Raw genomic sequence first — 20,413 nt, forward strand, 5'->3', positions numbered from 1 at the left:
ACGACCATGACCGCACCCTCCCCCGACCGTCCGGCCGACGCCTCCGTCCGCTCGGTGGCCGCGCTGCCCAAGGCGCACCTGCACCTGCACTTCACCGGGTCGATGCGGATCTCGACGCTGCGCGAGCTCGCGGACAAGCACGGGCTGCGCCTGCCGCCGGCGCTCACCACCAGCTGGCCGCCGCAGCTCAGCGCCCGGGACGAGCGGGGGTGGTTCCGCTTCCAGCGGCTCTACGACGCGGCACGCGCGTGCGTGCGCAACGAGGAGGACATGCGGCGGATCGTCCGCGAGGCCGCCGAGGACGACGCGGCCGAGGGCTCACGCTGGCTGGAGATCCAGGTCGACCCGACGTCCTACGCCCCCTTCGTCGGCGGCATCACGCCGGCGATCGAGCTCGTGCTCGACGAGGCCCGTGCGGCCGGGGAGCGCACGGGGACCCAGGTCGCGGTCGTGGTCGCGGCGAGCCGGATGCGGCACCCCCTCGAGGCCCGCACCCTGGCCCGGTTGGCCGCCCGTCACGCGGGCGAGGGCGCCGGGTCGGTGGTCGGCTTCGGGCTGAGCAACGACGAGCGGCGCGGGATGACCGAGGACTTCGCCGCCGCCTTCCGCATCGCCCGCCGCGCCGGGCTGGCGAGCGTCCCCCACGCCGGGGAGCTCCTCGGGCCCGACCACGTGGACGTCGCGCTGGAGCACCTGGGCCCGGACCGCCTCGGGCACGGCGTCCGCTCCGCCGAGGACGAGCGCGTGCTGCGCCGCGTGGTGGAGCAGCAGGTCACCCTGGAGGTCTGCCCGTCGAGCAACGTCGCCCTCGGGGTCTACGGCTCCCCGGCCGAGGTGCCGCTACGGCGCCTCCTGGACTCCGGTGCCCGCGTGGCCCTGGGCGCGGACGACCCGCTGCTCTTCGGGAGCCGCCTGGCCGAGCAGTACACCCTCGCCCGCGAGGCCCACGGCCTCGACGACGCCGCGCTGGCGCGACTGGCCCGAGGCTCGATCGAGGGCTCCCGCGCCCCGGAGGAGACCAAGCGCGAGCTGCTGGCCCAGATCGACCGTTGGCTCGCCTCTCCCCCGACCGACGCGGACCCCGCCGAGTCGCCTTCCTGACCGACCCGCCACCCCCTTCTCGGGGGACGTGACATTGGTGCCTCTCTCGCACCACAGTCGTGGTTGGGGCGCCCTACGCACCACCGGTTCGGTTGGCGGCCCAGTGCAACCGCCGTCGTGGCTGGTTGGGTGAGGCAACCAATGTCACGTGTCTTCGGATGCACACTCCCGGGCACGCTCGCCAGGCCGTCCACAGGCCGCCCGCGCTCCCTGGACTGGGGTAGGTCGATGTCGCACGGTCAAGGCATGTCTGGCAGAAGGAGAGCCATGGAGGGCCCGCGGCGAGACGTCGGGCTGGCGCTGCGCGCCGACCGCCGCCGGCGGGGCCTGAGCCAGCGGGCGTATGCGGCCACTCGGGGCATCAGCCGCGACAGGGTTGCGCAGGCGGAGGTGGACGCGGGGAGCCTGCGGCTGGCTGACGTGCTCGTGCTCCTCGAGGGGACGGGGTACGAGCTGGTGGTGCTCCCGGTCGGGTCGGAACGACCCGACGTCGCGTGGGACGAGACGGACCTGCGGGCCACCACCCGGGTGGGCAGCCGCTTCCCGGCGCACCGGCGGGTGCGGCGGAGCCGAGGTGGGCCGATGTGGTGGATCTACCACGAGCAGCTCGGCAACCGCGGGTACGGGCCGCAGCCGGGCTGGACGGCCGAGGGCTTCGAGATCCCGCCCGGGACGGTCTACGGCAAGAAGCCCCGGCCCTACGTCGAGGGAGAGGGGCCGCGGTGGCCCTACTGACCGGTCGCCCCGCCGGGCGGGGCGACGCCGGTCCTAGAGCTCGAGACCGACGAGCACCGGCTCGTTGACGAGCCGCACACCGAAGGCCTCCTCGACACCGTCGCGGATCTCCCGCGCGAGCGCGAGGACGTCCTCGGCGCGGGCCGAGCCGCGGTTGGTCAGGGCCAGCGTGTGCTTCGTCGACAAACCCGCCGGCCGGCCGTCGCGCGTGCCGTAGCCCTTGCCGAAGCCCGCCTTGTCGATGAGCCAGGCGGCCGAGGTCTTGACGAACGCGCCGTCCGGGTCGGGGAACTCGGGGGGCCTCGGTCCGTCTGCTCCGAGCCTGGCCGCGGCGCGCTCGCGGACGGCGGCCATCTGCTCCTGCGTGAGGATCGGGTTGGTGAAGAACGAGCCGCAGCTCCAGGTGTCGTGGTCGGGGGCGTCGAGGACCATCCCGCGCTGACGGCGCTGGGCGAGCACGGCCTCGCGGGCCCGGGCCAGCGGGACCCGGGACCCCAGCTCGACCCCGAGGCCGTCGGCCAGCGCGGCGTAGCCGATCGGCTGGGAGAGCTCGGTCGGGCGCAGCGAGAAGGTCACCGAGAGCACGACGTGGCGCGGCGTCACCGCCCCTGCGGGCGCGTCCGGCCCGAGCATCGACTCCTTGAGGACCGAGTGCCGGTAGGAGAAGCGCAGGTCGGTGGCGAAGAGCGTCCGGATGCGCGCCTCGGAGCGGTCCCAGACCCGCACCTGCGCGATCGTCTGACCGACCTCCTGGCCGTAGGCGCCGACGTTCTGCACCGGGGTCGCGCCGGTGGCTCCCGGGATGCCGGAGAGCGCCTCGATGCCCGACCAGCCGCGCTCGACGGCCTCGGCCACGACGTCGTCCCACACCTCGCCGGCGGCCACGGTCACGCTGACCCCGCCGCAGGCGCTGTCGTGCGGCACCTCGAGGCCACGGGTGCGGACCAGCACCACCGTGCCCTCGAAGCCCTCGTCGGAGACCAGCAGGTTGGACCCGCCGCCGACGACGAGCAGCGGCTCGCCCGCGGCGTCGACCCCGCGCACGGCCTCGACGAGCTCGGCCTCGGTGGTGACGGTCACGAGCCGCCGGGGCGGCCCGCCGACGCGCATGGTGGTCAGCTCGGAGAGCGACGTCATACCCGGACCACGGCCTGGCACCGCCCGAGGACCTTCTGCCCGCCGCAGGTGACGGTCAGCTCCACGGTCTCGGTGCCGGCCTCCTCGTCGACCTTCTTCACGGCGCCCTCGACCTGGACCTCGACGGTCTCGCCCTCGGGCACGACGACCATCCCGGTGAAGCGCGTGGCGCAGGACAGGACGCGCCCGGGATCCCCGCCGGCGTAGGCCGTGACCGCGTCCAGCGCCGCACCCATCGTCCACATGCCGTGGGCGATGACGTCCTCGAGCCCGACGGAGCGCGCGACCTCGGCGTCCTGGTGGATGGGGTTCTGGTCGCCCGAGGCGTCGGCGTAGGCCACGAGGCGGGCGCGGTCGACGGTCACCGTCCGCGTCAGGGCGGCCGGGTCGGTGGTGGCGCTCATCAGCTCTCTCCTCGCACGACGATCGTGGACGTCACGGTGGTGACGGGGGCCCCGTCGGCGTCCGACAGCTCGACACGGGTGGTGACCATGCCGTGACCGCCGGCCTCGCGCATGCGGTCCACGTGCAGCACGCCGGTGAGCACGTCCCCGGCGACGACGGGGCGGTGGTGGACGAACGATTCGTCGCCGTGCACGACGCGGGCGAAGTCGATGCCGGCCCCGGGGTCGGTGACCAGCTGGGCCTCGCACTGCTGCGCGATCCGGACCGCGAAGGTCGGCGGGGCCACGACGTCGGCGTAGCCGAGCGCGCGGGCGGCCTCCGGGTCGCGGTGGGCCGCGACGGTGGAGCCGACCGCGTCGGCGAAGGCGGCGATCTCCTCGCGGGTGACGGGGAACGGGCCCGCCGGCGGGTAGACACGACCGGCGTAGTCGGGGTTGAGGGCCATGGGCGCCAGCCTAACGGCCCCCGGACATGACGAAAGGCCGCCACCCGTGGGGGTGACGGCCTCGCGTGCTGACTGGGTCAGCGGGTCTCGCGGTGCGCGGTGTGCTTGCCGCAGCGCGGGCAGAACTTCGCCATCTCGAGCCGGTCGGGGTTGTTCCGACGGTTCTTCTTGGTGATGTAGTTGCGCTCCTTGCACTCCGTGCATGCCAGGGTGATCTTCGGGCGAACGTCCTGGGACTTGCCGGCCATGGTGCAACCTGCTCTCGAAAAGGTGGTGTCTTGGTGCGGAAATTCTTGGTAGCGGGAGCGGGGCTCGATCCCGCGACCTCACGATTATGAGTCGTGCGCTCTAACCAGCTGAGCTATCCCGCCTCGGGCGGGCGGCCAGACGGCCGACCTGCCAGAGCCCCCAAACGGAATCGAACCGTTGACCTTCTCCTTACCATGGAGACGCTCTACCGACTGAGCTATAGGGGCGGGCTGTTGTTCCTCGGATCCTTGTCGGACCCGCGGCAGCGAGAAGCAACCTTACACGACGGTGCCGGACAGTTCCAAAACGGCCCGGCCGGCACCGCCGCGAAGGGGGCTCACAGGCCGTTGACCTGCATGGACAGGTGCGTTCGGGACCCGTCGCGGGAGGTCACGGCGAGGCGCGCCGAACCCTCTCCCAGGTCGCCCCGCAGGACCACAGTGGAGGGCAGCAGCACCGGCTTGGCGAACTGCACGTCGACGACGTAGCTCTCCGGCACGCGGGGGCCCAGGGCCGACAACGCCCGGGCGTGCGTCCACATTCCGTGGGCGATGGCCCGGGGGAAGCCCAGGGCCTTCGCGGTGAGCGCGGTCAGGTGGATCGGGTTGGCGTCGCCCGCGACCCGGGCGTAGCGCCGCCCGAGGTCGGCCGGCAGGCGCCACTGCGCGAGCTCGGTGGTGGAACGTGCGGGCGGCTCCTCCACGGGCGGCGCCTCCTCCGCAGGACGCGACTGCTCGGCTGGGGCCTGGGACCCCGCGCCGCGCACGAGGTAGGTGCTGCGGCCCTCCCAGACGACCTGGTCGCCGACGCGGGCCTCACCGACCAGGTCGACGGTGGTGCCCTTGCGGTGGGGCGCCATCCGCTCGGCCCAGGAGCTGAGGGCCAGCGTCTCGGCCACCGTGACGGGGCGGTGCTGCGTCATGGTGTTGGCGACGTGCACCATCCCGAGCATCGGGAACGGGAAGTCGCGCCCGGCCATGAGGGCGACCTGGAGAGGGAACGTGAGGACGTGCAGCCAGGTGGCCGGGACGCGGTCGCCGAGGACCGAGCCGGTCAGCTCGCAGTAGTCCGCGAGCCGGCGCAGGTCCTGCTCCACCCCGGTCTGGACGAGACGGTGCCCGGGGAGGCTGCCGCGGGCTCCCGGACGCCCCGGAGCCGTGGCGAGACCACGGACGAGGGAGGCCGGGATCGAGGGCGCCCCGTCGAGCAGGCGGACGTCGAGGTCGCCGGCGGCCGCGCCGGAGGTGGGAGGCAGATCGGTCATCTCACGCCCCCAGCTGCGACTGGCCGCAGACCCGCAGCACCTGGCCGGTCACCGCGGCACTGGCGGGCTGGGCGAACCAGGCGATGGCCTCGGCGACGTCCACCGGACGGCCGCCCTGCTGCAGCGAGTTGATGCGTCGGCCGATCTCGCGGGTGGCGAGCGGGATCTTGGCCGTCATCTCGGTCTCGATGAAGCCGGGAGCCACCGCGTTGACCGTGATGCCGCGGGCCGCGAGCCCCTGGTCGGCGCCCATGGCCCGGACCAGCCCGACGACGCCTGCCTTGGAGGCGGCGTAGTTGGCCTGGCCGCGGTTGCCCGCGATGCCGGACGTCGAGGCCACGCCGATGATGCGCCCCTCGTCGTCCAGGCCGCCGGGCAGCTCGGGGTCGAGGAGGATCTCGTTGATGCGCGTCTGCGCCGCGAGGTTGACCTCGAGCACGCTGCCCCAGCGGTCCTCGTCGGTGTTGACGAGCAGCTTGTCGCGGGTGATGCCGGCGTTGTGCACGATCGTGTGGATGCGCGCACCCTCGCCGAAACGCTGGGCCACGTGGGCGGCGATCCTGCTGCCGGCGTCCGGCACGGTGATGTCGAGCTGCAGCGCCGTGCCACCGATCTTGTTGGCGACGGAGGCCAGACCCTGGCCACCGGCCGGGACGTCCACGGCCACGACGGCCGCGCCGTCCCGGGCGAAGACCTCGGCGATGGACGCGCCGATGCCGCGGCCGGCACCGGTCACGACGACGATCCGGCCCTCGAACGGGCGCGGGGTCGTGAGGTCGCCCACGCGGCCCTCGTCGGCGTGACCGACGTGGAACACCTGGCCGGACACGTAGGCCGAGCGGCCCTCGAGGAGGAAGGACATCGTCGAGCCCAGGTCCTCCGGGGTGGTGGGGGTGCCGGTGAGCAGGTCGACGCGCACCAGGTTGGCGGTGGCGCCACGGCGCAGCTCCTTGCCGACGCTGCGGACGACGCCCTCGAGCGCCTGCTGGGCGGCGACGGCCACCGGCCCGCCGGCGGTCTCGGGCTCGACGCCCACGACGACGACGCGGGCCGAGGGCTCCAGCGACCTCAGGGCGGGACGCAGGACCTGCCGGACCTCCTCGAGATCGGCGATCGAGGTCACCGCGGTGGCGTCGACGAGCACGGCCCCGATGCGGGCCGGGTAGGACGGGGGCACCTGGCGCTCGCGGCCCTTGTCGTCGGTCTCGGTGACGCGGGCCTCGGGGACGTCGCGGAGCGCGTCCTGCACGGGCACGCCCAGGAGGTCCAGGGTGCGGCGCACGATGGACGGCGAGCCGCCGGCGGCGCCGAGGACGACCGGCCCGGAGGGCAGCTCACGACCGCGGCGCAGCCGGGTCGGCTGGGGCACGCCCAGCTGCTTGGCGAGCGGGTTGGTGGTCAGCACCTGCACGATATCGGCCATGTCAGCAGCCCTCCAGGATCGCGACGACGCCCTGGCCGCCGGCGGCGCAGATCGAGACCAGGCCCCGGGAGCCCGGGCCCTTCTCGGCCAGGAGCTTGGACAGGGTGGCCACGATGCGGCCACCGGTGGCGGCGAACGGGTGACCGGCCGCCAGCGAGGACCCGTTGACGTTGAGCTTGCTCCGGTCGACGGAGCCGAGCGGGGCGTCGAGGCCCAGGCGGTCGCGGCAGAACTCCTCCGACTCCCAGGCCGCCATCGTGGCGAGCACCGTGGAGGCGAAGGCCTCGTGGATCTCGTAGTAGTCGAAGTCCTGCAGCGTCAGCCCCTGACGGGCCAGCAGGCGCGGCACCGCGTAGGCGGGCGCCATGAGCAGCCCCTCCTCGCCGGAGACGTAGTCGACCGCGGCCACCTCGGCGTCGACGAAGCGGGCCAGCACGGGCAGGTTGCGCTCCTCGGCCCACTCACGGCTGGAGAGCAGCACGACGGCGGCACCGTCGGAGAGCGGCGTGGAGTTGCCGGCCGTCATCGTGGCGCCCTCGCCCTTGCCGAAGACCGGCTTGAGGCCGGCGAGCTTCTCCACGGAGGTGTCGGGGCGCAGGCCCTCGTCACGGGAGAGGCGCAGGAAGCCGGTGGCGAGGTCGTCGAAGAAGCCGGACTCCCACGCGCGGGCCAGGTTGTGGTGGCTTGCGACGGCCAGCTCGTCCTGGGCCTCGCGGGTGATGCCCCACTCCTTGGCGGTGCGGGCCTGGTGCTCGCCCATCGACAGGCCGGTGCGCGGCTCGGAGTTGCGCGGCGTCTCGGGGGCCAGGTCACCGGGGCGGATGCCCGCGAGCGCCTTGACGCGCTGCATCGGGGTGCGGGCGGCGTTGGCCTTGAGGAGGGCCTTGCGCAGGCCCTCGCCGACGGCGATCGGGGCGTCGCTGGCGGAGTCGACACCACCGGCGATGGCGGAGTCGACCTGGCCGAGGCGGATCTTGTTGGCGGCCTGGATCACGGTCTCCAGGCCGGTGCCGCACGCCTGCTGCAGGTCGTAGGCCGGCGTGGTCGGCGCGAGCGCGGAGCCGAGCACGGACTCGCGGGTGAGGTTGAAGTCACGGGCGTGCTTGAGCACGGCACCGGCCGCCACCTCGCCGACCTGCTGGCCGGCCAGGCCGAAGCGGGCGACCAGCCCGTCGATCGCGGCGGTGAGCATGGACTGGTTGGAGGCCGCGGCATACGCACCCCCGGCCTTGCCGAACGGGATCCGGTTGCCGCCGACGATGACGGCGTCTCGGGCGATGGTCGAGTCGGACAATCGAGGCTCCTAGTGGTGTGCCCGCCGGGGCGCGGCGGGACGAGGGAGGTATCCGATACCGACTGTAGCCGATACGGACGGTACGCGGTACTGTGTGCGGCATGGCACCTGTGCTCCCCCCTGCTCCCGGCGTCGCCCCCGGGCCCGTCCGCGACGGCCGGGACGTGCGCTGGGAGGCGCACCGCACCCGGCGGCGCCGCCAGCTCGTCGAGGCCGCGCTGCGGGCCATCCGCAAGCACGGCGCCGGCGTGGGCATGGACGAGATCGCGGCCGAGGGGTCGACGAGCAAGACCGTGCTCTACCGCCACCTCGGTGACCGCGCCGGTCTCTACCGGGCGGTCGTCGCCGCCGTCGACGAGACGATCCTGGGCGACCTCGCCGAGGCCGCTGCCGGCGGGCGCGACGTCGTGGAGCGCATCGGCCAGATGGTCCGTTCCTACCTCGAGCTCGTCGAGCGCGACCCCGAGATCTACCGCTTCGTGGTGACCCGGCCCCTGGAGACGCAGGAGGGCGCCGACGGCGACCCCGTCGACCACATCACCGACCGCATCGCCGAGCAGCTCGCCGAGACCCTGCGCGAGCACCTCGACACGACCGCGGACCCCGCCGCCGCCCTGCACGCCCAGGTCTGGGCGCACGGGATCGTCGGCATGGTCCGCAACGTCTCCGACCACTGGCTCGCCAGCCGCAGCACCGGCGAGGACCACCCGGGCGCCGACGAGGTCGCCGCCGCCGTCGTGGCCCTGCTCCGCCCCGCCCTGACCCCGACCGACACCACTCCCGGAGGACGACGATGACCGCTTCGAGCCCCACCCGCACGCCCGCCGTCGACACCGACGTGACCCTGCCCGCCGGGGCCACCGACCAGGCCACGGAGGTCTCGACCGAGGAGCGGATCACCGAGCTCGGCGAGGCCCTGCGGCGCGCCACCGGCGGCCGCTACGGCCCGGCCCGCGACCTGGCCCGCGCCAGCGTCCCCGCCGACCTCATGGTCCGCGACCCCGGCCTGACCCTGCCCGAGGCCCGCGAGTGGACCCGCCAGGCGCTGCGCCGTCTCGTCGGCCTCGGCATGGCGGGCAGCGGCTTTCCCGTCGCCCAGGGGGGCCTGGACGACCTGGGCCGCTCGTGCGTCGACTTCGAGATGACGGCCCACGGCGACCTTTCGCTCACCGTGAAGTCCGGCGTCCACTTCGGCCTCTACGGCGGCGCCGTCACCAGCCTCGGCACGGCCTGGCACCACGAGACCTTCATCCCCCCGGCGATCTCGCTGGAGCAGGTCGGCTGCTACGCCATGACCGAGTTCGGCCACGGCTCCGACGTCGCCTCGCTCGAGACCACCCTCACCTACGACGAGGAGACCGACGAGATCGTCGTGCACTCCCCCACCCCGTCGTCGGTGAAGAGCTACATCGGCGCCGCCGCCGAGGACGCCTCGATCGCCGCGGTCTACGGCCAGCTGGTCGTGGGCGGGACCTCCCACGGCGTCCACGTCGTGCTCGTGCCCCTCCGCGACGAGGCCGGCGAGCCCCTGCCCGGCATCACGCTCGGCGACAACGGTCACAAGGGCGGGCTCCTCGGCGTCGACAACGGCACGATCCGCTTCGACCAGGTGCGCGTGCCGCGCCGGATGCTGCTGAACCGCTACGGCGGCATCGACGACACCGGGGTCTACGTCTCCGACATCGAGGGCGACAGCAAACGCTTCTTCACGATGCTGGGCACCCTCGTGCGCGGGCGCATCTGCGTCGCCGAGGGCGCCGCCGTCTCGGCGCGCAAGGCGCTGTCGATCGCCACCCGCTACGCCCTGCGCCGACGCCAGTTCGGCGCTCCCGACCGCGAGGGCGAGGTCGTGCTCCTCGACTACCTGGCCCACCAGCGCAAGCTGCTGCCGGCCATCGCGACCTCCTACGCCTACATGTTCGCCCTCAACGAGTGCGTCGAGCGGCTGCAGGAGCTGCACGAGATGCCCGAGAAGGACCTGGTCGCCCAGCGCGAGCTGGAGACCCGGGCCGCGGGCCTCAAGGCCGTCATCACCCGCTTCGCCAACGACACCAACCAGGTATGCCGTGAGGCGTGCGGCGGGGCGGGCTACCTCTCCGAGAACGGCCTGACCACCCTGCGGGCCGACGCCGACGTCTTCGCCACCTTCGAGGGCGACAACACCGTGCTGCTCCAGCTCGTCGCCAAGGGGCTGCTCACCGGCTACAAGGAGATGTGGGGCGACCTCGACGTCAGGGGCATGGTGCAGTTCGCCGCCCGCTCCATCGGCGGGCAGTTCGTCGAGGCGACGTCCGTGCGCCCGCTCGTCGACCGGCTCGTGGCCGCGGCCGCCCGCCGCTCCGAGGACGAGACGCTGCTCGAGCGCGGCTGGCACCTGTCGATGTTCGCCGACCGCGAGCGCCACGTGCTCGAGACCCTCGCCACCCGTCTGCGCAAGTCCTCCGGCGACGCCTTCGAGACCTTCAACAACGCCCAGGACCACGTGCTGCTGGCGGCCCGGACCCACATGGACCGGGTCGTGCTGGAGGCCTTCGCCGCCGGGATCGACGCGCTCGAGGAGGGCACCGTCCGCGACGTGCTGGAGCGGCTGTGCACCCTCTACGCGCTGAGCTCGATCGAGGCCGACTCCGGCTGGTTCCTCAGCCACAACCGGATGTCGCCGGCGCGGGCCAAGGCGGTCACCGCCCAGATCAACAAGCTGTGCGGCGAGCTGCGGCCGGTCGCCCTCGAGCTGGTCGAGGGCATGGGCGTGCCGGAGGCCTGGCTGGGCTCGGCGATGCTCACCGACCCGGAGCGCTGGACCCCGGGCGCCTGACGCGTCAGCCCCGCGCCACGTCGGCGAGGAGCTGCGCGAGGCGCTCGGGCTCGCTCCACATCGGCCAGTGGCCGGTCGGCAGGTCGACCATCTCCAGCCGTCGGTAGTCGGGCAGCGCCGCGAGGAAGCCGGCGCCCTGCTCGGCGTAGGAGCGGTAGTCCTCCGCCGAGAAGGCGGTCGCCACGAGCGTGGCGGGCACGTCGTGGCGGCGGTCGTCCGTGAGCCGCACGGCGTCGCGCAGCGCCGCGCCCGGCTGGGGCACCGCCCGCTCCTGGAAGGTGCGGAGCTGCTCCTCGGTCAGGCCCCGCATGGAGCCGCCCTCCATCTCCTCGTCCCACTGCGCCGACAACGGGTAGCCGTCCCCGTCGAGGTCGGGGTTCATCGCGAAGCCGTCGCGGGCCGGGGCGGTGTCGACCCACACGACGCGGTCGATCTCGTCGACGTGCCGGTCGAGGGCCGCCGTGGCCGGCACCGCCGCGCCGCTGTGGGCGACGAGGACGACCCGTGCCCCCTCCGGCGCCGCGGCGAGCGCCTCCTCGATCGCGCGCACGTGGTCCTCGAGGGTCACGGAGCCGCGGTCGGGGTGGTCGGGCTCGAGCCCGGGCAGCGTGAGAGCCACCGCGTCCACGCCGCGGTCGCGCAGGAGCGGGAGCACGTCGTCCCAGGCCCAGGCTCCGAGCCAGAATCCGGGCACGAGCACGAGGTAGGGGCGGGTCGAGCCGCCGGCGGGAACGGTCTGGTCAGGTGTCGGAAACGCCATACCCCCACTCTGACGGGCCATGCGGACAACCTCTGTCCGTGATCTGGTGCAGTCTGGGACCCATGAGCGACCCGACCGCCCGCGTGCTCCAGCTGCTCGGGCTCCTGCAGAGCCGGGCCATGTGGACCGGCGAGGAGCTCGCCGAGCGGCTGGGCGTCACCACGCGCAGCGTGCGCCGCGACGTCGACCGGCTGCGGCGCCTGGGCTATCCGGTGCGGGCGAGCACCGGGCTGGGCGGCGGCTACCAGCTCGGCGCCGGCGGCAAGCTTCCTCCCCTGCTGCTCGACCCGGACGAGGCGGTCGCGGTCACCGTGAGCCTGCGGGTGGCCGCGGGCGGCTCGGTCACGGGCGTCGAGGAGTCGGCCCTGCGCGCGCTCGCCAAGCTCGACCAGGTCCTGCCCTCGTCGCTGCGCGGGGAGGTGGAGGCCATCAGTGAGGCGGTCGTCGCGGTCGAGGGGGTCTCGGTGCCGGTCCCGGCGGCGCTGCTCAGCACGGTGGCGCGCGCCTGCCGCGACCGCGTGCTGCTCGACTTCACCTATCGCGACCGCTCCGGCGAGGAGTCGAGCCGTCGGGTCGAGCCCTACCGGGTCGTGACGATGGGCCGCCGGTGGTACTTCCTCGCCCACGACAGCGGCAAGGACGACTGGCGCTCGTTCCGGCTCGACCGGGTGGACCCCGCGACCGTGCACGCGACCACCTTCCGCTTCACGCCCCGCCCGGCGCCGGACCCCGTGGAGTACGTACGGCAGTCGGTGCTCCGCTCCCCCTACCGGTATGTCGCGCGCCTGCGGCTCCACGCCCCGCTCGACGACATCGCGGCCCGGGTGCCCCAGAACGCCGGCGCGCTCACGGACCTCGGCGACGGCACCTGCGAGCTCGAGACGGGGGCCGAGACCCTCGACTACCTGGCGATCGAGACGCTCTGGCTCGGGGTGCCCTTCGAGGTGCTGGACCCGCCCGAGCTGAAGGAGAAGGTGCGCGAGCTGGGCGCCCGGCTGGCGGCCGCGGCGGGCTGAGGTGACGACGACCCCGGAGACGGCCGCAGCCCGACCGCCGGAGGGGCGGTCGGGCTGCGGTCGCACGACGAAGGGGCGCGGTGCGCCCGGGTCGGGTCAGGCCGAGGCGGCCTCGGTGACGACCTCGGCGAGCGCGTCGGTGACGATCTTCAGCTCCTCGGAGGTGATCGTCAGCGGCGGGGCGAGGCGGATGGTGGAGCCGTGGGTGTCCTTGGCCAGAACGCCCTTCTTGGCGAGGCGCTTGCAGGCGTCCTTGCCGGTCATGAGCTCGGGGTCGATGTCGATGCCCGCCCACAGGCCGCGCACGCGCACCTCGACGACACCGTTGCCGAGCAGCGCCTCCAGGGCCTCGCGGAACTGACCCTCGAGGCTGGCGGCGTTCTGCTGGTGCTCGCCGGTGGCGAGCAGCTCGCAGACGGCCAGGCCGACGGCCGCGGCGAGCGGGTTGCCGCCGAAGGTCGAGCCGTGGGTGCCCGGGGTGATGACGTTCATCACGTCGGCGTCGGCCGCGACGGCCGAGACCGGCACGATGCCGCCGCCCAGCGCCTTGCCCAGGGTGTACATGTCGGCCTCGACGCCTTCGTACTGGCAGGCCAGGGTGGTGCCGACACGGCCCAGGCCGGCCTGGATCTCGTCGGCGATCATCAGGACGTTCGTGTCCTTGGTCAGCCGGCGCAGCCCGGGCAGGAAGCCCTCGCCCGGGATCTTCACGCCCTGCTCGCCCTGGATCGGCTCGACGAGCACCGCGACGGTGTTGTCGTTGATCGCGGCCTCGATCGCGGCGAGGTCGCCGTAGGGCACCGAGACGAAGCCCGGGGTGTAGGGGCCGTAGTGGTCGCGGGCCTCCGGGTCGTCGGAGAAGGAGATGATCGTCGTGGTGCGGCCGTGGAAGTTGCCGTCCATGACGATGATCTCGGCCTGCTCGGCGGCGACGCCCTTGACGAGGTAGCCCCACTTGCGGGCGATCTTCAGCGCGGTCTCGACCGCCTCGGCGCCGGTGTTCATCGGCAGGATCATGTCCTTGCCCACGAGCTCGGAGAGCGCGGCGCAGAACGGGCCGAGCTGGTCGTTGTGGAACGCGCGGCTGGTCAGCGTCGACTTGTCGAGCTGCTTCTTGGCGGCCTCCACGAGCGCGGGGTGGCGGTGGCCGAAGTTCAGCGCCGAGTAGCCGGACAGCGCGTCGAGGTAGCGGTTGCCCTCCACGTCGGTGACCCAGATCCCCTCGGCGTGCTCGACCACGACCGGCAGCGGGCTGTAGTTGTGGGCGGCGACCTTGTCCTCGAGGGCGATGTAGTCCTGGTTCGTGGTGAGCTGCGTCATGCGGGTCATCCTAGGGGTGCGTCGGGGCGATGGAGCAGGGCCATCGATGCGTAGTCATACAGCATTGCGCAAAAGTATGCACCATGCCCGACCCCCTCGGTCAACTCGCGTCCAGCGCGTCGCCGGCCTGCTCGGGCAGCAGCAGGTAGGCCGCGACCGCGCCGACGGCGAAGGCCCCGCCGAAGAGCGCGAACAGGCCGCCGTTGCCCCACCAGCCGAGGACCACCGGCACCGACAACGGCGCCAGGATGGAGGCGAGCCGGCCGAAGCCGGCGGCCGCGCCCGCCCCGACCCCGCGGATGGTGGTCGGGTAGATCTCCGGTGTGACGGCATACAGGGCACCCCAGGCGCCCAGGTTGAAGAAGGACAGCGCCATGCCGGCGACGAGGATCTGCGCCGTGCCGTCGGCCAGGCCGAAGAAGGTCGCCGAGACCGCCGAGCCGACGAGGAAGGTGGCCAGCGTCAGTCGCCGGCCCCAGACCTCGACGAGCACCGCCGCCACCGCGTAGCCGGGCAGCTGGGCGAGCGTGATGATCAGCGTGTAGCCGAAGGAGCGGACGAGGTCGTAGCCCTGGGCGTGGAGCAGGCTCGGCATCCAGATGAAGGCGCCGTAGTAGGAGAAGTTGACGCAGAACCACACCAGCCAGATGCCGGCGGTGCGGACCCGGTAGGCGGCCGACCACAGCTGGCCCGGGACGTGCGGCTCGACGGGCGGCAGCTCGCGCGACTCGACGTGCTCGACGCCGGCAGAGTCCTCGAACCGCCGGACGACGGCCTCCGCCTCGGCGGCCCGGCCGCGGCGCTCGAGGAAGAGCGGCGACTCGGGCAGCCCCCACCGCACGACCACGGCCCACAGGGCGGGCACCAGGCCGATGGCGAAGGCCCACCGCCAGCCGTCGTCGAAGCGCGGGACGACGAAGAAGCCGATGAGCGCCGCCAGCAGCCAGCCGACCGCCCAGAAGGACTCGAGCGCCACGACCACCCGGCCCCGGATACGGGTCGGCGACAGCTCGCTGACGAGGGTCGAGGCGACCGGCAGCTCCGCGCCCAGGCCGAGGCCGACGAGGAAGCGCAGCAGGAGCAGGGCGGCGAGCGAGGTCGCGAGCGCCGAGGCGCCGGTCGCCAGGCCGTAGACGAGGAGCGTCGCGGCGAAGACCGTCCGCCGGCCGTAGCGGTCGGCCAGCAGGCCGCCGAAGGTTGCCCCCAGCGCCATGCCCACGAAGCCGATCGAGAGCAGCCAGGACTGCTGGGTCGTCGTCAGGTCCCAGGACGTCGCGATCGCCAGGCCGACGAAGGAGATCAGCCCGACGTCCATGGCGTCCAGCGCCCAGCCGGTGCCCGCGCCGACGAGCGTCCGGAGGTGCAGCCGGGTGAAGGGCAGCCGCCCCATCCGCTCCGGTCGGGTGGGCCGCGTCGTCGCGGTAGATGTGCTCGACATGAGCACTAGGCTAGCCGACGGCCCGGGGTGCTCCTCACCGGTAGTTGGTGAACTGCAGCGCCACGTCGAGGTCCTTGCTCTTGAGGAGGCGCTGCACCTCCTGGAGGTCGTCGCGGGACTTGGAGGTCACGCGCAGCTCGTCGCCCTGGATGACCGGCTTGACCGACTTCGGGCCCTCCTCGCGGATGATCTTGGAGATCTTCTTGGCGTTCTCGCTGGAGATGCCGGACTGCAGCGTCGCCTCCAGCCGGTACTCCTTGCCGGAGAGCCGCGGCTCGCCGTCGTCGCTGTAGTCCAGGTGCTTGAGCGAGACGCCGCGCTTGACGAGCTTGGTCTGCAGCACGTCGAGCACCGCCTCGCACCGCTCGGCGCTGTTGGCGGTCATCTTGATGACGTCGCCGGCGAGCTCGACGCTCGCGCCGATGTTGCGGAAGTCGTAGCGCTGCGAGATCTCCTTGGCCGCCTGGTTGACGGCGTTGGCCACCTCCTGACGGTCGACCTTGCTGACGATGTCGAAGGACGAGTCGGCCATGACGGCATACCTCCTGTGCTGGGTTCGGACCTGCTCCGTGAGGCTGTTATCCTTTCATCCGCGCGCTGCGAAGTGCGCACTGGCAGGTTGTCCGAGTGGCCAATGGAAGCGGACTGTAAATCCGTCGGCGTACGCCTACGCAGGTTCGAATCCTGCACCTGCCACCAGCGCGAACGGCTGGTCGGTCCCCACGGGGAGCGACCAGCCGTTCGTCGTTCCCGGGCCGTTCGTCCCGCGCACGCCGTCGGCGCGGCCGGTGCAACACGTGGTGCGCGAGCGACATAGTGAGGTTGTCGGCGCCCCGGATGGGGGCGCCGCCGCCAACGACCGGCAGGAGAACGAGATGGCACTACGCCTCGCGGGCGAGGGAGGTGCGAGCCCCGGCATGGTGCCCGAGAACGTGCGGGACGCGCCGTGGTTCGACGGCTTCTTCGCCCAGCACGCGACCTCCGTCCACCGCTACTTCGTCCGGCGCGCCAGCCACGTCGACGTCGAGGACCTCACCGCCGAGGTCTTCGCGACGGCGTGGCGCCGCCGGGACAAGATCCCCGAGGGCTTCGAGCTGCCGTGGCTCTACAAGACGGCGTCCTTCGTGCTCGCCAACCACCGGCGCAAGCCGACCCTCACCCTCATCTCCGACTACTCCGGCGACGAGGACCAGCACACCGCGCGCAGCGTCGACCCGGCGGAGCTGGTCATGGAGGACGACGAGGTGCGCCGCGCGCTCGCCCGCCTCAGCGCCCGCGACCGGATGGTGCTCATGCTCCACGCGTGGGAGGGCCTCGACGGCGAGGGCCTGGCCCGCGCGCTCGGCCTGACCCGTGGCGGTGCGGCCGCCGCCCTCTCCCGGGCCCGCGCCCGCCTCCGAGAGGCCTGGGACGAGGACCACTAGGTCCCTCCCGCCTCCCCCACCCACTTCCTGACACCACTTCCGTTCGAGGAGAAGACACCATGGTCGACCACGACGACGAGGCCCTGGCCCGCCTGCGGGCCAGCGACCCGGCCACCGGATCGCACCCCGACCTCCACTCCCTCCGGGCGCGCATCGCGCAGAAGGCCCCTGCCAGCCAGGGCGTCGAGCACGCGACCCGCGTCGACGACGACGTCTTCCGCGGCCAGGGGCTGCGCGCCCCGTGGATCGCGGCGGCCGCGGTCGCTGCCTTCGGCTTCGGAGCCGGTGGCTACGCCATCGGTGCCCAGCAGGCCCCCGACACCGGCGGCCGCCAGGTCGCCGCGGGCGAAGGGACGGACGACTCCGCCGCGGCCGACCTGGTCCAGGACATGATCGAGCCCGCCTCCCCCGCCGAGGCCGCCGGCAGCGAGCTGAAGATCACCGAGGACTCCGAGATGGGCTACGGCGGCGACGACTCCGGCGGCCTGTGGGACCCGGGCCCCGTGCGGCTGACCGCCGGCCCCGGCCTGCCGACCGAGCGCGGCACCGCCGAGGTCCGCGCGATGGTCTCCGACGAGGACCCCGAGGAGTTCCTCCAGCAGTGGGCCGAGCGGCTCGACTTCGACGGCGTGGCACCGGCGGAGAGCAGCGAGTACGGCTGGTTCGGCAGCAACGCCCTCTACGACCTCGACCAGGGGCGGATGCTGAGCGTCTCCGCCGACGGCGGAGGGGTGCTGAGCTTCTCCTACGACGACATGTTCGGCAGCCCGTGGTGCACCGAGATGTACAGCGAGATGCCCGAGGCCGACATGCAGCAGGTGCGCGAGGAGTGGGCGAAGGCCTTCGGCGAGGACGTGCCCTTCCCCGACGCGTCGCGGTGCCGCACCAGCGACGCCCCGAGGCCCAACGACGAGCAGGCGCTCGCCGCCGCCCGCGACTTCTTCGCGACGACCGGCATCGACCTGTCGGTCTTCACCCTCGAGGTCTCCGAGTACCAGGACGAGTCCACCAACCAGGTCATGGTCGAGGGGTGGATGGACGGCCAGCGCAACGGGCCGGTGACGATGAGCGCCCAGGTCGGGCCCGAGGGCGTCATCAGCCTCTACGGGTCGTGGGGCGAGATGATGTCCCTCGGCGACTACCCGGTCATCTCGGCCGTCGAGGCGGTCGAGCGCTACGGCCAGCGGGAGTTCTCGACCGACTACGGCGTCACCCTCACCGAGGAGCTCGACGACTCCGTGGCCATCTCGCGGCCGATCGACCCCGGCATGGAGGTCGAGATGCCCGAGACCGCCCAGATCGAGCCGGGGATGAAGATCCCGATGCTCCTCAAGGACAAGGTCGTCGTCAGCGCGGAGCTCACCACCGGCTCGCTGTGGGCGCAGACCAACGGCCCGCTCGAGGTCCCGGCCTGGAAGCTGGTCACCGCCGACGGCATGCACTACGCGGTGCTGGCGGTGGCCGACGAGGCCATCGAGTGGCAGAGCTGGGGCGAGTGAGGCGCTGATCCCCTCGACCCCCAGGGGGCGAGCGAGGCGCTGAGCTCCTCGCCCCCACGACGCCCCGGGCCGCATCCCCCGGGGCGTCGTCGCGCGTGACGGGTGCGGGTCGGTGCGCTGCGGGTATGCCGGAGGTCTGCCGCGGGCAGGGGCGTGCCGCCCCGGTCCGGGCGCCGCCTCGCCGCCACCCCGTGGCAGCATGGCCGCCCATGACGACGGTTCCCCTCCCCCGGCCGCCGCAGCTGCCGCGCCCGCCCGCCCTGGTCCTGCGCGGGCGGGCCTTCGACCCCGGCCGGCCGGCGGTCATGGCGATCATCAACCGGACGAGCGACTCGTTCTGGGCCGGCAACCGGCACGCGGCGCTCGAGGACGCGATGGCCGCCCTGCACGCCGCCGTGGCGGCCGGTGCCGACCTCGTCGACGTGGGCGGGGTCCGCGCCGGGCAGGAGGGCGCGCACGTCACCGCCGCCCAGGAGATCGACCGGGTGGTGCCCTTCCTGGAAGCGGCGCGCACGGCATACCCCGACCTGGTGCTGTCCCTCGACACCTGGCGCAGCGAGGTGGCGGAGGCCGCCGCCGGCGTGGTCGACCTCGTCAACGACACCTGGGCCGGGCACGACCCCGAGCTGGTGCACGTCGCCGCGCGGATCGGCGCCGGCGTGGTCTGCTCGCACACCGGCGGGCTGCCGCCGCGCACCGACCCGGTGGACGTGCGCTACGCCGACGAGCACGGCGACGACGAGCTCGCGGTCGTCCGCGACGTGCTGCGGGTGCTCGCCGCGGGCGCCCGGACGGCGCTCGAGGCGGGCGTCCCGGCGGAGCGGATCCTCGTCGACCCCACCCTCGACTTCGGCAAGACGACGCGGCACTCGCTGGTCACGCTGCGCCACACCGCCGACGTGGCAGCCCTGGGCTTCCCCGTGCTCCAGGCGCTCTCGCGCAAGGACTTCATCGGGGAGACGCTCGACCTGGAGGCCGACGAGCGGCTCGAGGGCACGCTGGCCGCCACGGCGGTGGCCGCCTGGCTGGGGACCACGGTCTTCCGGGCGCACGACGTGCGCGCGACCCGGCTGGTCGTCGACATGGTCGCCAGCATCCGGGGCGACCGCCCTCCGCTGCTCAGCGAACGGGGCGAGCCGGGTCGCGGCTGACGCCTGCCGGTCGCCGGTGGGCGCCGCCGCTTCGGTGTGCTCAGAAGCGCTCGATGCCCGGCTGCCGGCTCTGGGCCATGCCCTCGAGGCGCGCGATCCGCTGCGTCATCGGCGGGTGGGTGGCGAAGAGGCGTCCCACGTCGCCGGCCCGGAAGGGGTTGGCGATCATCATGTGGCTGGCGTTGACGACCTGCGGCTCCGGGGCGAGCGGCGCGCGCGCCGTGCCGGCCTCGAGCTTGCGCAGGGCCGAGGCGAGGGCCAGCGGGTCGCCGGTCAGCGCCGCGCCGTCCTCGTCCGCGTCGTACTCACGGGTGCGGCTGATGGCCAGCTGGATGACGCTGGCGGCGAAGGGCGCGAGCAGCGCCATGGCGATCATCGCGATCGGGTTGCCGCCGTTCTGGCGGTTGCCGCCGCCGAAGAAGAGCATCATCTGGGCCACCGAGGTGATGACGCCGGCGATGCCCGCGGCCACCGAGCCGGTGAGGATGTCGCGGTTGTAGACGTGCATGAGCTCGTGGCCCAGGACGCCGCGCAGCTCCCGCTCGTCGAGCAGGTGGAGGATGCCCTCGGTGCAGCAGACCGCGGCGTTCTGCGGGTTGCGGCCGGTTGCGAAGGCGTTGGGGGCGGCGGTGGGGCTGACGTAGAGCCGCGGCATCGGCTTGCCGGCCTGGGCGGCCAGCTCCTCGACGATGCGGTACATCGCCGGCTGCTGCTCGCGCGTGACCGGCACGGCCCGCATCGCCCGGAGGGCGAGCTTGTCGGAGTTCCAGTAGCTGTAGAACGTCGTGCCCAGGCCGAGCAGGGCGAACAGCCAGATGTAGCGGCCGCCGCCGACCACCGCGCCGAGCGCGAGGAAGAGCGCCCAGATGGCGCCCAGGAGGAGGGTCGTCTTCACCCCGTTGTAGTGCCTGTGCATGTCTGGTCCAACGGTGGCGCG

Annotated in this window: 20 protein-coding genes and 3 tRNA genes; 9 read left to right on the plus strand and 14 right to left on the minus strand. The window is 73.2% G+C overall.

Annotated features, from left to right (window positions below):
- Positions 1-6 precede the first annotated feature (6 nt).
- Entirely contained in the window at positions 7-1,101 is a 1,095-nt protein-coding gene (locus FB476_RS12635) for an adenosine deaminase (RefSeq protein ID WP_141819313.1), read from the plus strand.
- A gap of 267 nt (positions 1,102-1,368) precedes the next feature.
- Entirely contained in the window at positions 1,369-1,836 is a 468-nt protein-coding gene (locus FB476_RS12640) for a hypothetical protein (RefSeq protein ID WP_141819315.1), read from the plus strand.
- Positions 1,837-1,869: 33 nt separating this feature from the next.
- On the opposite strand, the gene FB476_RS12645 is transcribed toward FB476_RS12640, so the two are convergent.
- From FB476_RS12645 to FB476_RS12685, 9 genes are all read right to left on the minus strand, one after another.
- Positions 1,870-2,973: a UDP-N-acetylmuramate dehydrogenase gene (locus FB476_RS12645; RefSeq protein WP_141819317.1), complete on the minus strand. Its 1,104-nt coding sequence runs from the start codon at positions 2,971-2,973 to the stop codon at positions 1,870-1,872.
- A complete protein-coding gene (locus FB476_RS12650; protein ID WP_141819319.1) occupies positions 2,970-3,377 on the minus strand; it encodes a MaoC/PaaZ C-terminal domain-containing protein in 408 nt (135 codons plus the stop codon). Before FB476_RS12650 ends, FB476_RS12645 begins: the two co-directional genes overlap by 4 nt.
- Positions 3,377-3,823: an FAS1-like dehydratase domain-containing protein gene (locus FB476_RS12655; RefSeq protein WP_141819321.1), complete on the minus strand. Its 447-nt coding sequence runs from the start codon at positions 3,821-3,823 to the stop codon at positions 3,377-3,379. The genes FB476_RS12650 and FB476_RS12655 overlap by 1 nt, the downstream gene beginning before the upstream one ends.
- 77 nt (positions 3,824-3,900) lie before the next feature.
- Positions 3,901-4,071: a 50S ribosomal protein L33 gene (gene rpmG, locus FB476_RS12660; RefSeq protein ID WP_022919863.1), complete on the minus strand. Its 171-nt coding sequence runs from the start codon at positions 4,069-4,071 to the stop codon at positions 3,901-3,903.
- Between the two features lie 46 nt (positions 4,072-4,117).
- Positions 4,118-4,194: transfer RNA gene (locus tag FB476_RS12665), tRNA-Met, on the minus strand.
- Positions 4,195-4,226: 32 nt separating this feature from the next.
- Positions 4,227-4,299, minus strand: a tRNA-Thr gene (locus FB476_RS12670).
- A gap of 110 nt (positions 4,300-4,409) precedes the next feature.
- The gene (locus FB476_RS12675) at positions 4,410-5,336 is read right to left on the minus strand and encodes a MaoC family dehydratase (RefSeq protein WP_141819323.1); all 927 of its coding nucleotides are present in this window, start codon (positions 5,334-5,336) and stop codon (positions 4,410-4,412) included.
- A gap of 1 nt (position 5,337) precedes the next feature.
- Complete coding sequence (locus tag FB476_RS12680) at positions 5,338-6,759, minus strand: 3-oxoacyl-ACP reductase (protein WP_141819325.1); 1,422 nt, start codon at positions 6,757-6,759, stop codon at positions 5,338-5,340.
- 1 nt (position 6,760) lies between these two features.
- Positions 6,761-8,053, minus strand: a complete 1,293-nt coding sequence (locus tag FB476_RS12685) for an acetyl-CoA C-acetyltransferase (protein WP_141819327.1) — start codon at positions 8,051-8,053, stop codon at positions 6,761-6,763.
- A 101-nt stretch (positions 8,054-8,154) separates the two neighbouring features.
- Between FB476_RS12685 and FB476_RS12690 the strand changes: the two genes are divergently transcribed.
- On the plus strand, positions 8,155-8,850 hold the full coding sequence (locus FB476_RS12690; protein ID WP_141819329.1) for a TetR/AcrR family transcriptional regulator: 696 nt from the start codon (positions 8,155-8,157) through the stop codon (positions 8,848-8,850).
- Positions 8,847-10,868 carry an acyl-CoA dehydrogenase family protein gene (locus tag FB476_RS12695; RefSeq protein WP_141819331.1) on the plus strand — a complete coding sequence of 674 codons (2,022 nt, stop codon included), beginning with the start codon at positions 8,847-8,849 and terminating at the stop codon, positions 10,866-10,868. The genes FB476_RS12690 and FB476_RS12695 overlap by 4 nt, the downstream gene beginning before the upstream one ends.
- A 4-nt stretch (positions 10,869-10,872) precedes the next feature.
- Here the strand turns inward: FB476_RS12695 and FB476_RS12700 are convergent, their stop codons facing one another.
- Positions 10,873-11,628: an alpha/beta fold hydrolase gene (locus FB476_RS12700; protein WP_141819333.1), complete on the minus strand. Its 756-nt coding sequence runs from the start codon at positions 11,626-11,628 to the stop codon at positions 10,873-10,875.
- Between the two features lie 62 nt (positions 11,629-11,690).
- Between FB476_RS12700 and FB476_RS12705 the strand changes: the two genes are divergently transcribed.
- Entirely contained in the window at positions 11,691-12,644 is a 954-nt protein-coding gene (locus FB476_RS12705) for a helix-turn-helix transcriptional regulator (protein ID WP_141819335.1), read from the plus strand.
- Positions 12,645-12,740: 96 nt separating this feature from the next.
- Here FB476_RS12705 and rocD read toward each other — a convergent pair whose 3' ends face one another.
- The 3 genes from rocD to FB476_RS12720 all read right to left on the minus strand — a co-directional run bounded on the left by rocD (position 12,741) and on the right by FB476_RS12720 (position 15,934).
- Positions 12,741-13,964 carry an ornithine--oxo-acid transaminase gene (gene rocD, locus FB476_RS12710; protein ID WP_141819337.1) on the minus strand — a complete coding sequence of 408 codons (1,224 nt, stop codon included), beginning with the start codon at positions 13,962-13,964 and terminating at the stop codon, positions 12,741-12,743.
- A 100-nt stretch (positions 13,965-14,064) separates the two neighbouring features.
- Positions 14,065-15,402 carry an MFS transporter gene (locus FB476_RS12715; RefSeq protein ID WP_141819339.1) on the minus strand — a complete coding sequence of 446 codons (1,338 nt, stop codon included), beginning with the start codon at positions 15,400-15,402 and terminating at the stop codon, positions 14,065-14,067.
- 34 nt (positions 15,403-15,436) lie between these two features.
- Positions 15,437-15,934: a YajQ family cyclic di-GMP-binding protein gene (locus tag FB476_RS12720; RefSeq protein ID WP_141819341.1), complete on the minus strand. Its 498-nt coding sequence runs from the start codon at positions 15,932-15,934 to the stop codon at positions 15,437-15,439.
- An 81-nt stretch (positions 15,935-16,015) separates the two neighbouring features.
- Here FB476_RS12720 and FB476_RS12725 point away from each other — a divergent pair.
- From FB476_RS12725 to folP, 4 genes are all read left to right on the plus strand, one after another.
- Positions 16,016-16,101, plus strand: a tRNA-Tyr gene (locus tag FB476_RS12725).
- Between the two features lie 176 nt (positions 16,102-16,277).
- A complete protein-coding gene (locus tag FB476_RS12730) occupies positions 16,278-16,826 on the plus strand; it encodes an RNA polymerase sigma factor (RefSeq protein WP_141819343.1) in 549 nt (182 codons plus the stop codon).
- 59 nt (positions 16,827-16,885) lie between these two features.
- Positions 16,886-18,325: a hypothetical protein gene (locus FB476_RS12735; RefSeq protein WP_141819344.1), complete on the plus strand. Its 1,440-nt coding sequence runs from the start codon at positions 16,886-16,888 to the stop codon at positions 18,323-18,325.
- 209 nt (positions 18,326-18,534) lie between these two features.
- Positions 18,535-19,476, plus strand: coding sequence for a dihydropteroate synthase (gene folP, locus FB476_RS12740; RefSeq protein WP_141819346.1), 942 nt, complete (start codon positions 18,535-18,537; stop codon positions 19,474-19,476).
- Positions 19,477-19,516: 40 nt separating this feature from the next.
- On the opposite strand, the gene htpX is transcribed toward folP, so the two are convergent.
- Positions 19,517-20,392 carry a zinc metalloprotease HtpX gene (gene htpX / locus FB476_RS12745; protein ID WP_141819348.1) on the minus strand — a complete coding sequence of 292 codons (876 nt, stop codon included), beginning with the start codon at positions 20,390-20,392 and terminating at the stop codon, positions 19,517-19,519.
- Between the last annotated feature and the right edge of the window lie 21 nt (positions 20,393-20,413).

Origin of the sequence: Ornithinimicrobium humiphilum (assembly GCF_006716885.1) — a bacterium.
Classification (GTDB): Bacteria; Actinomycetota; Actinomycetes; order Actinomycetales; family Dermatophilaceae; genus Ornithinicoccus; species Ornithinicoccus humiphilus.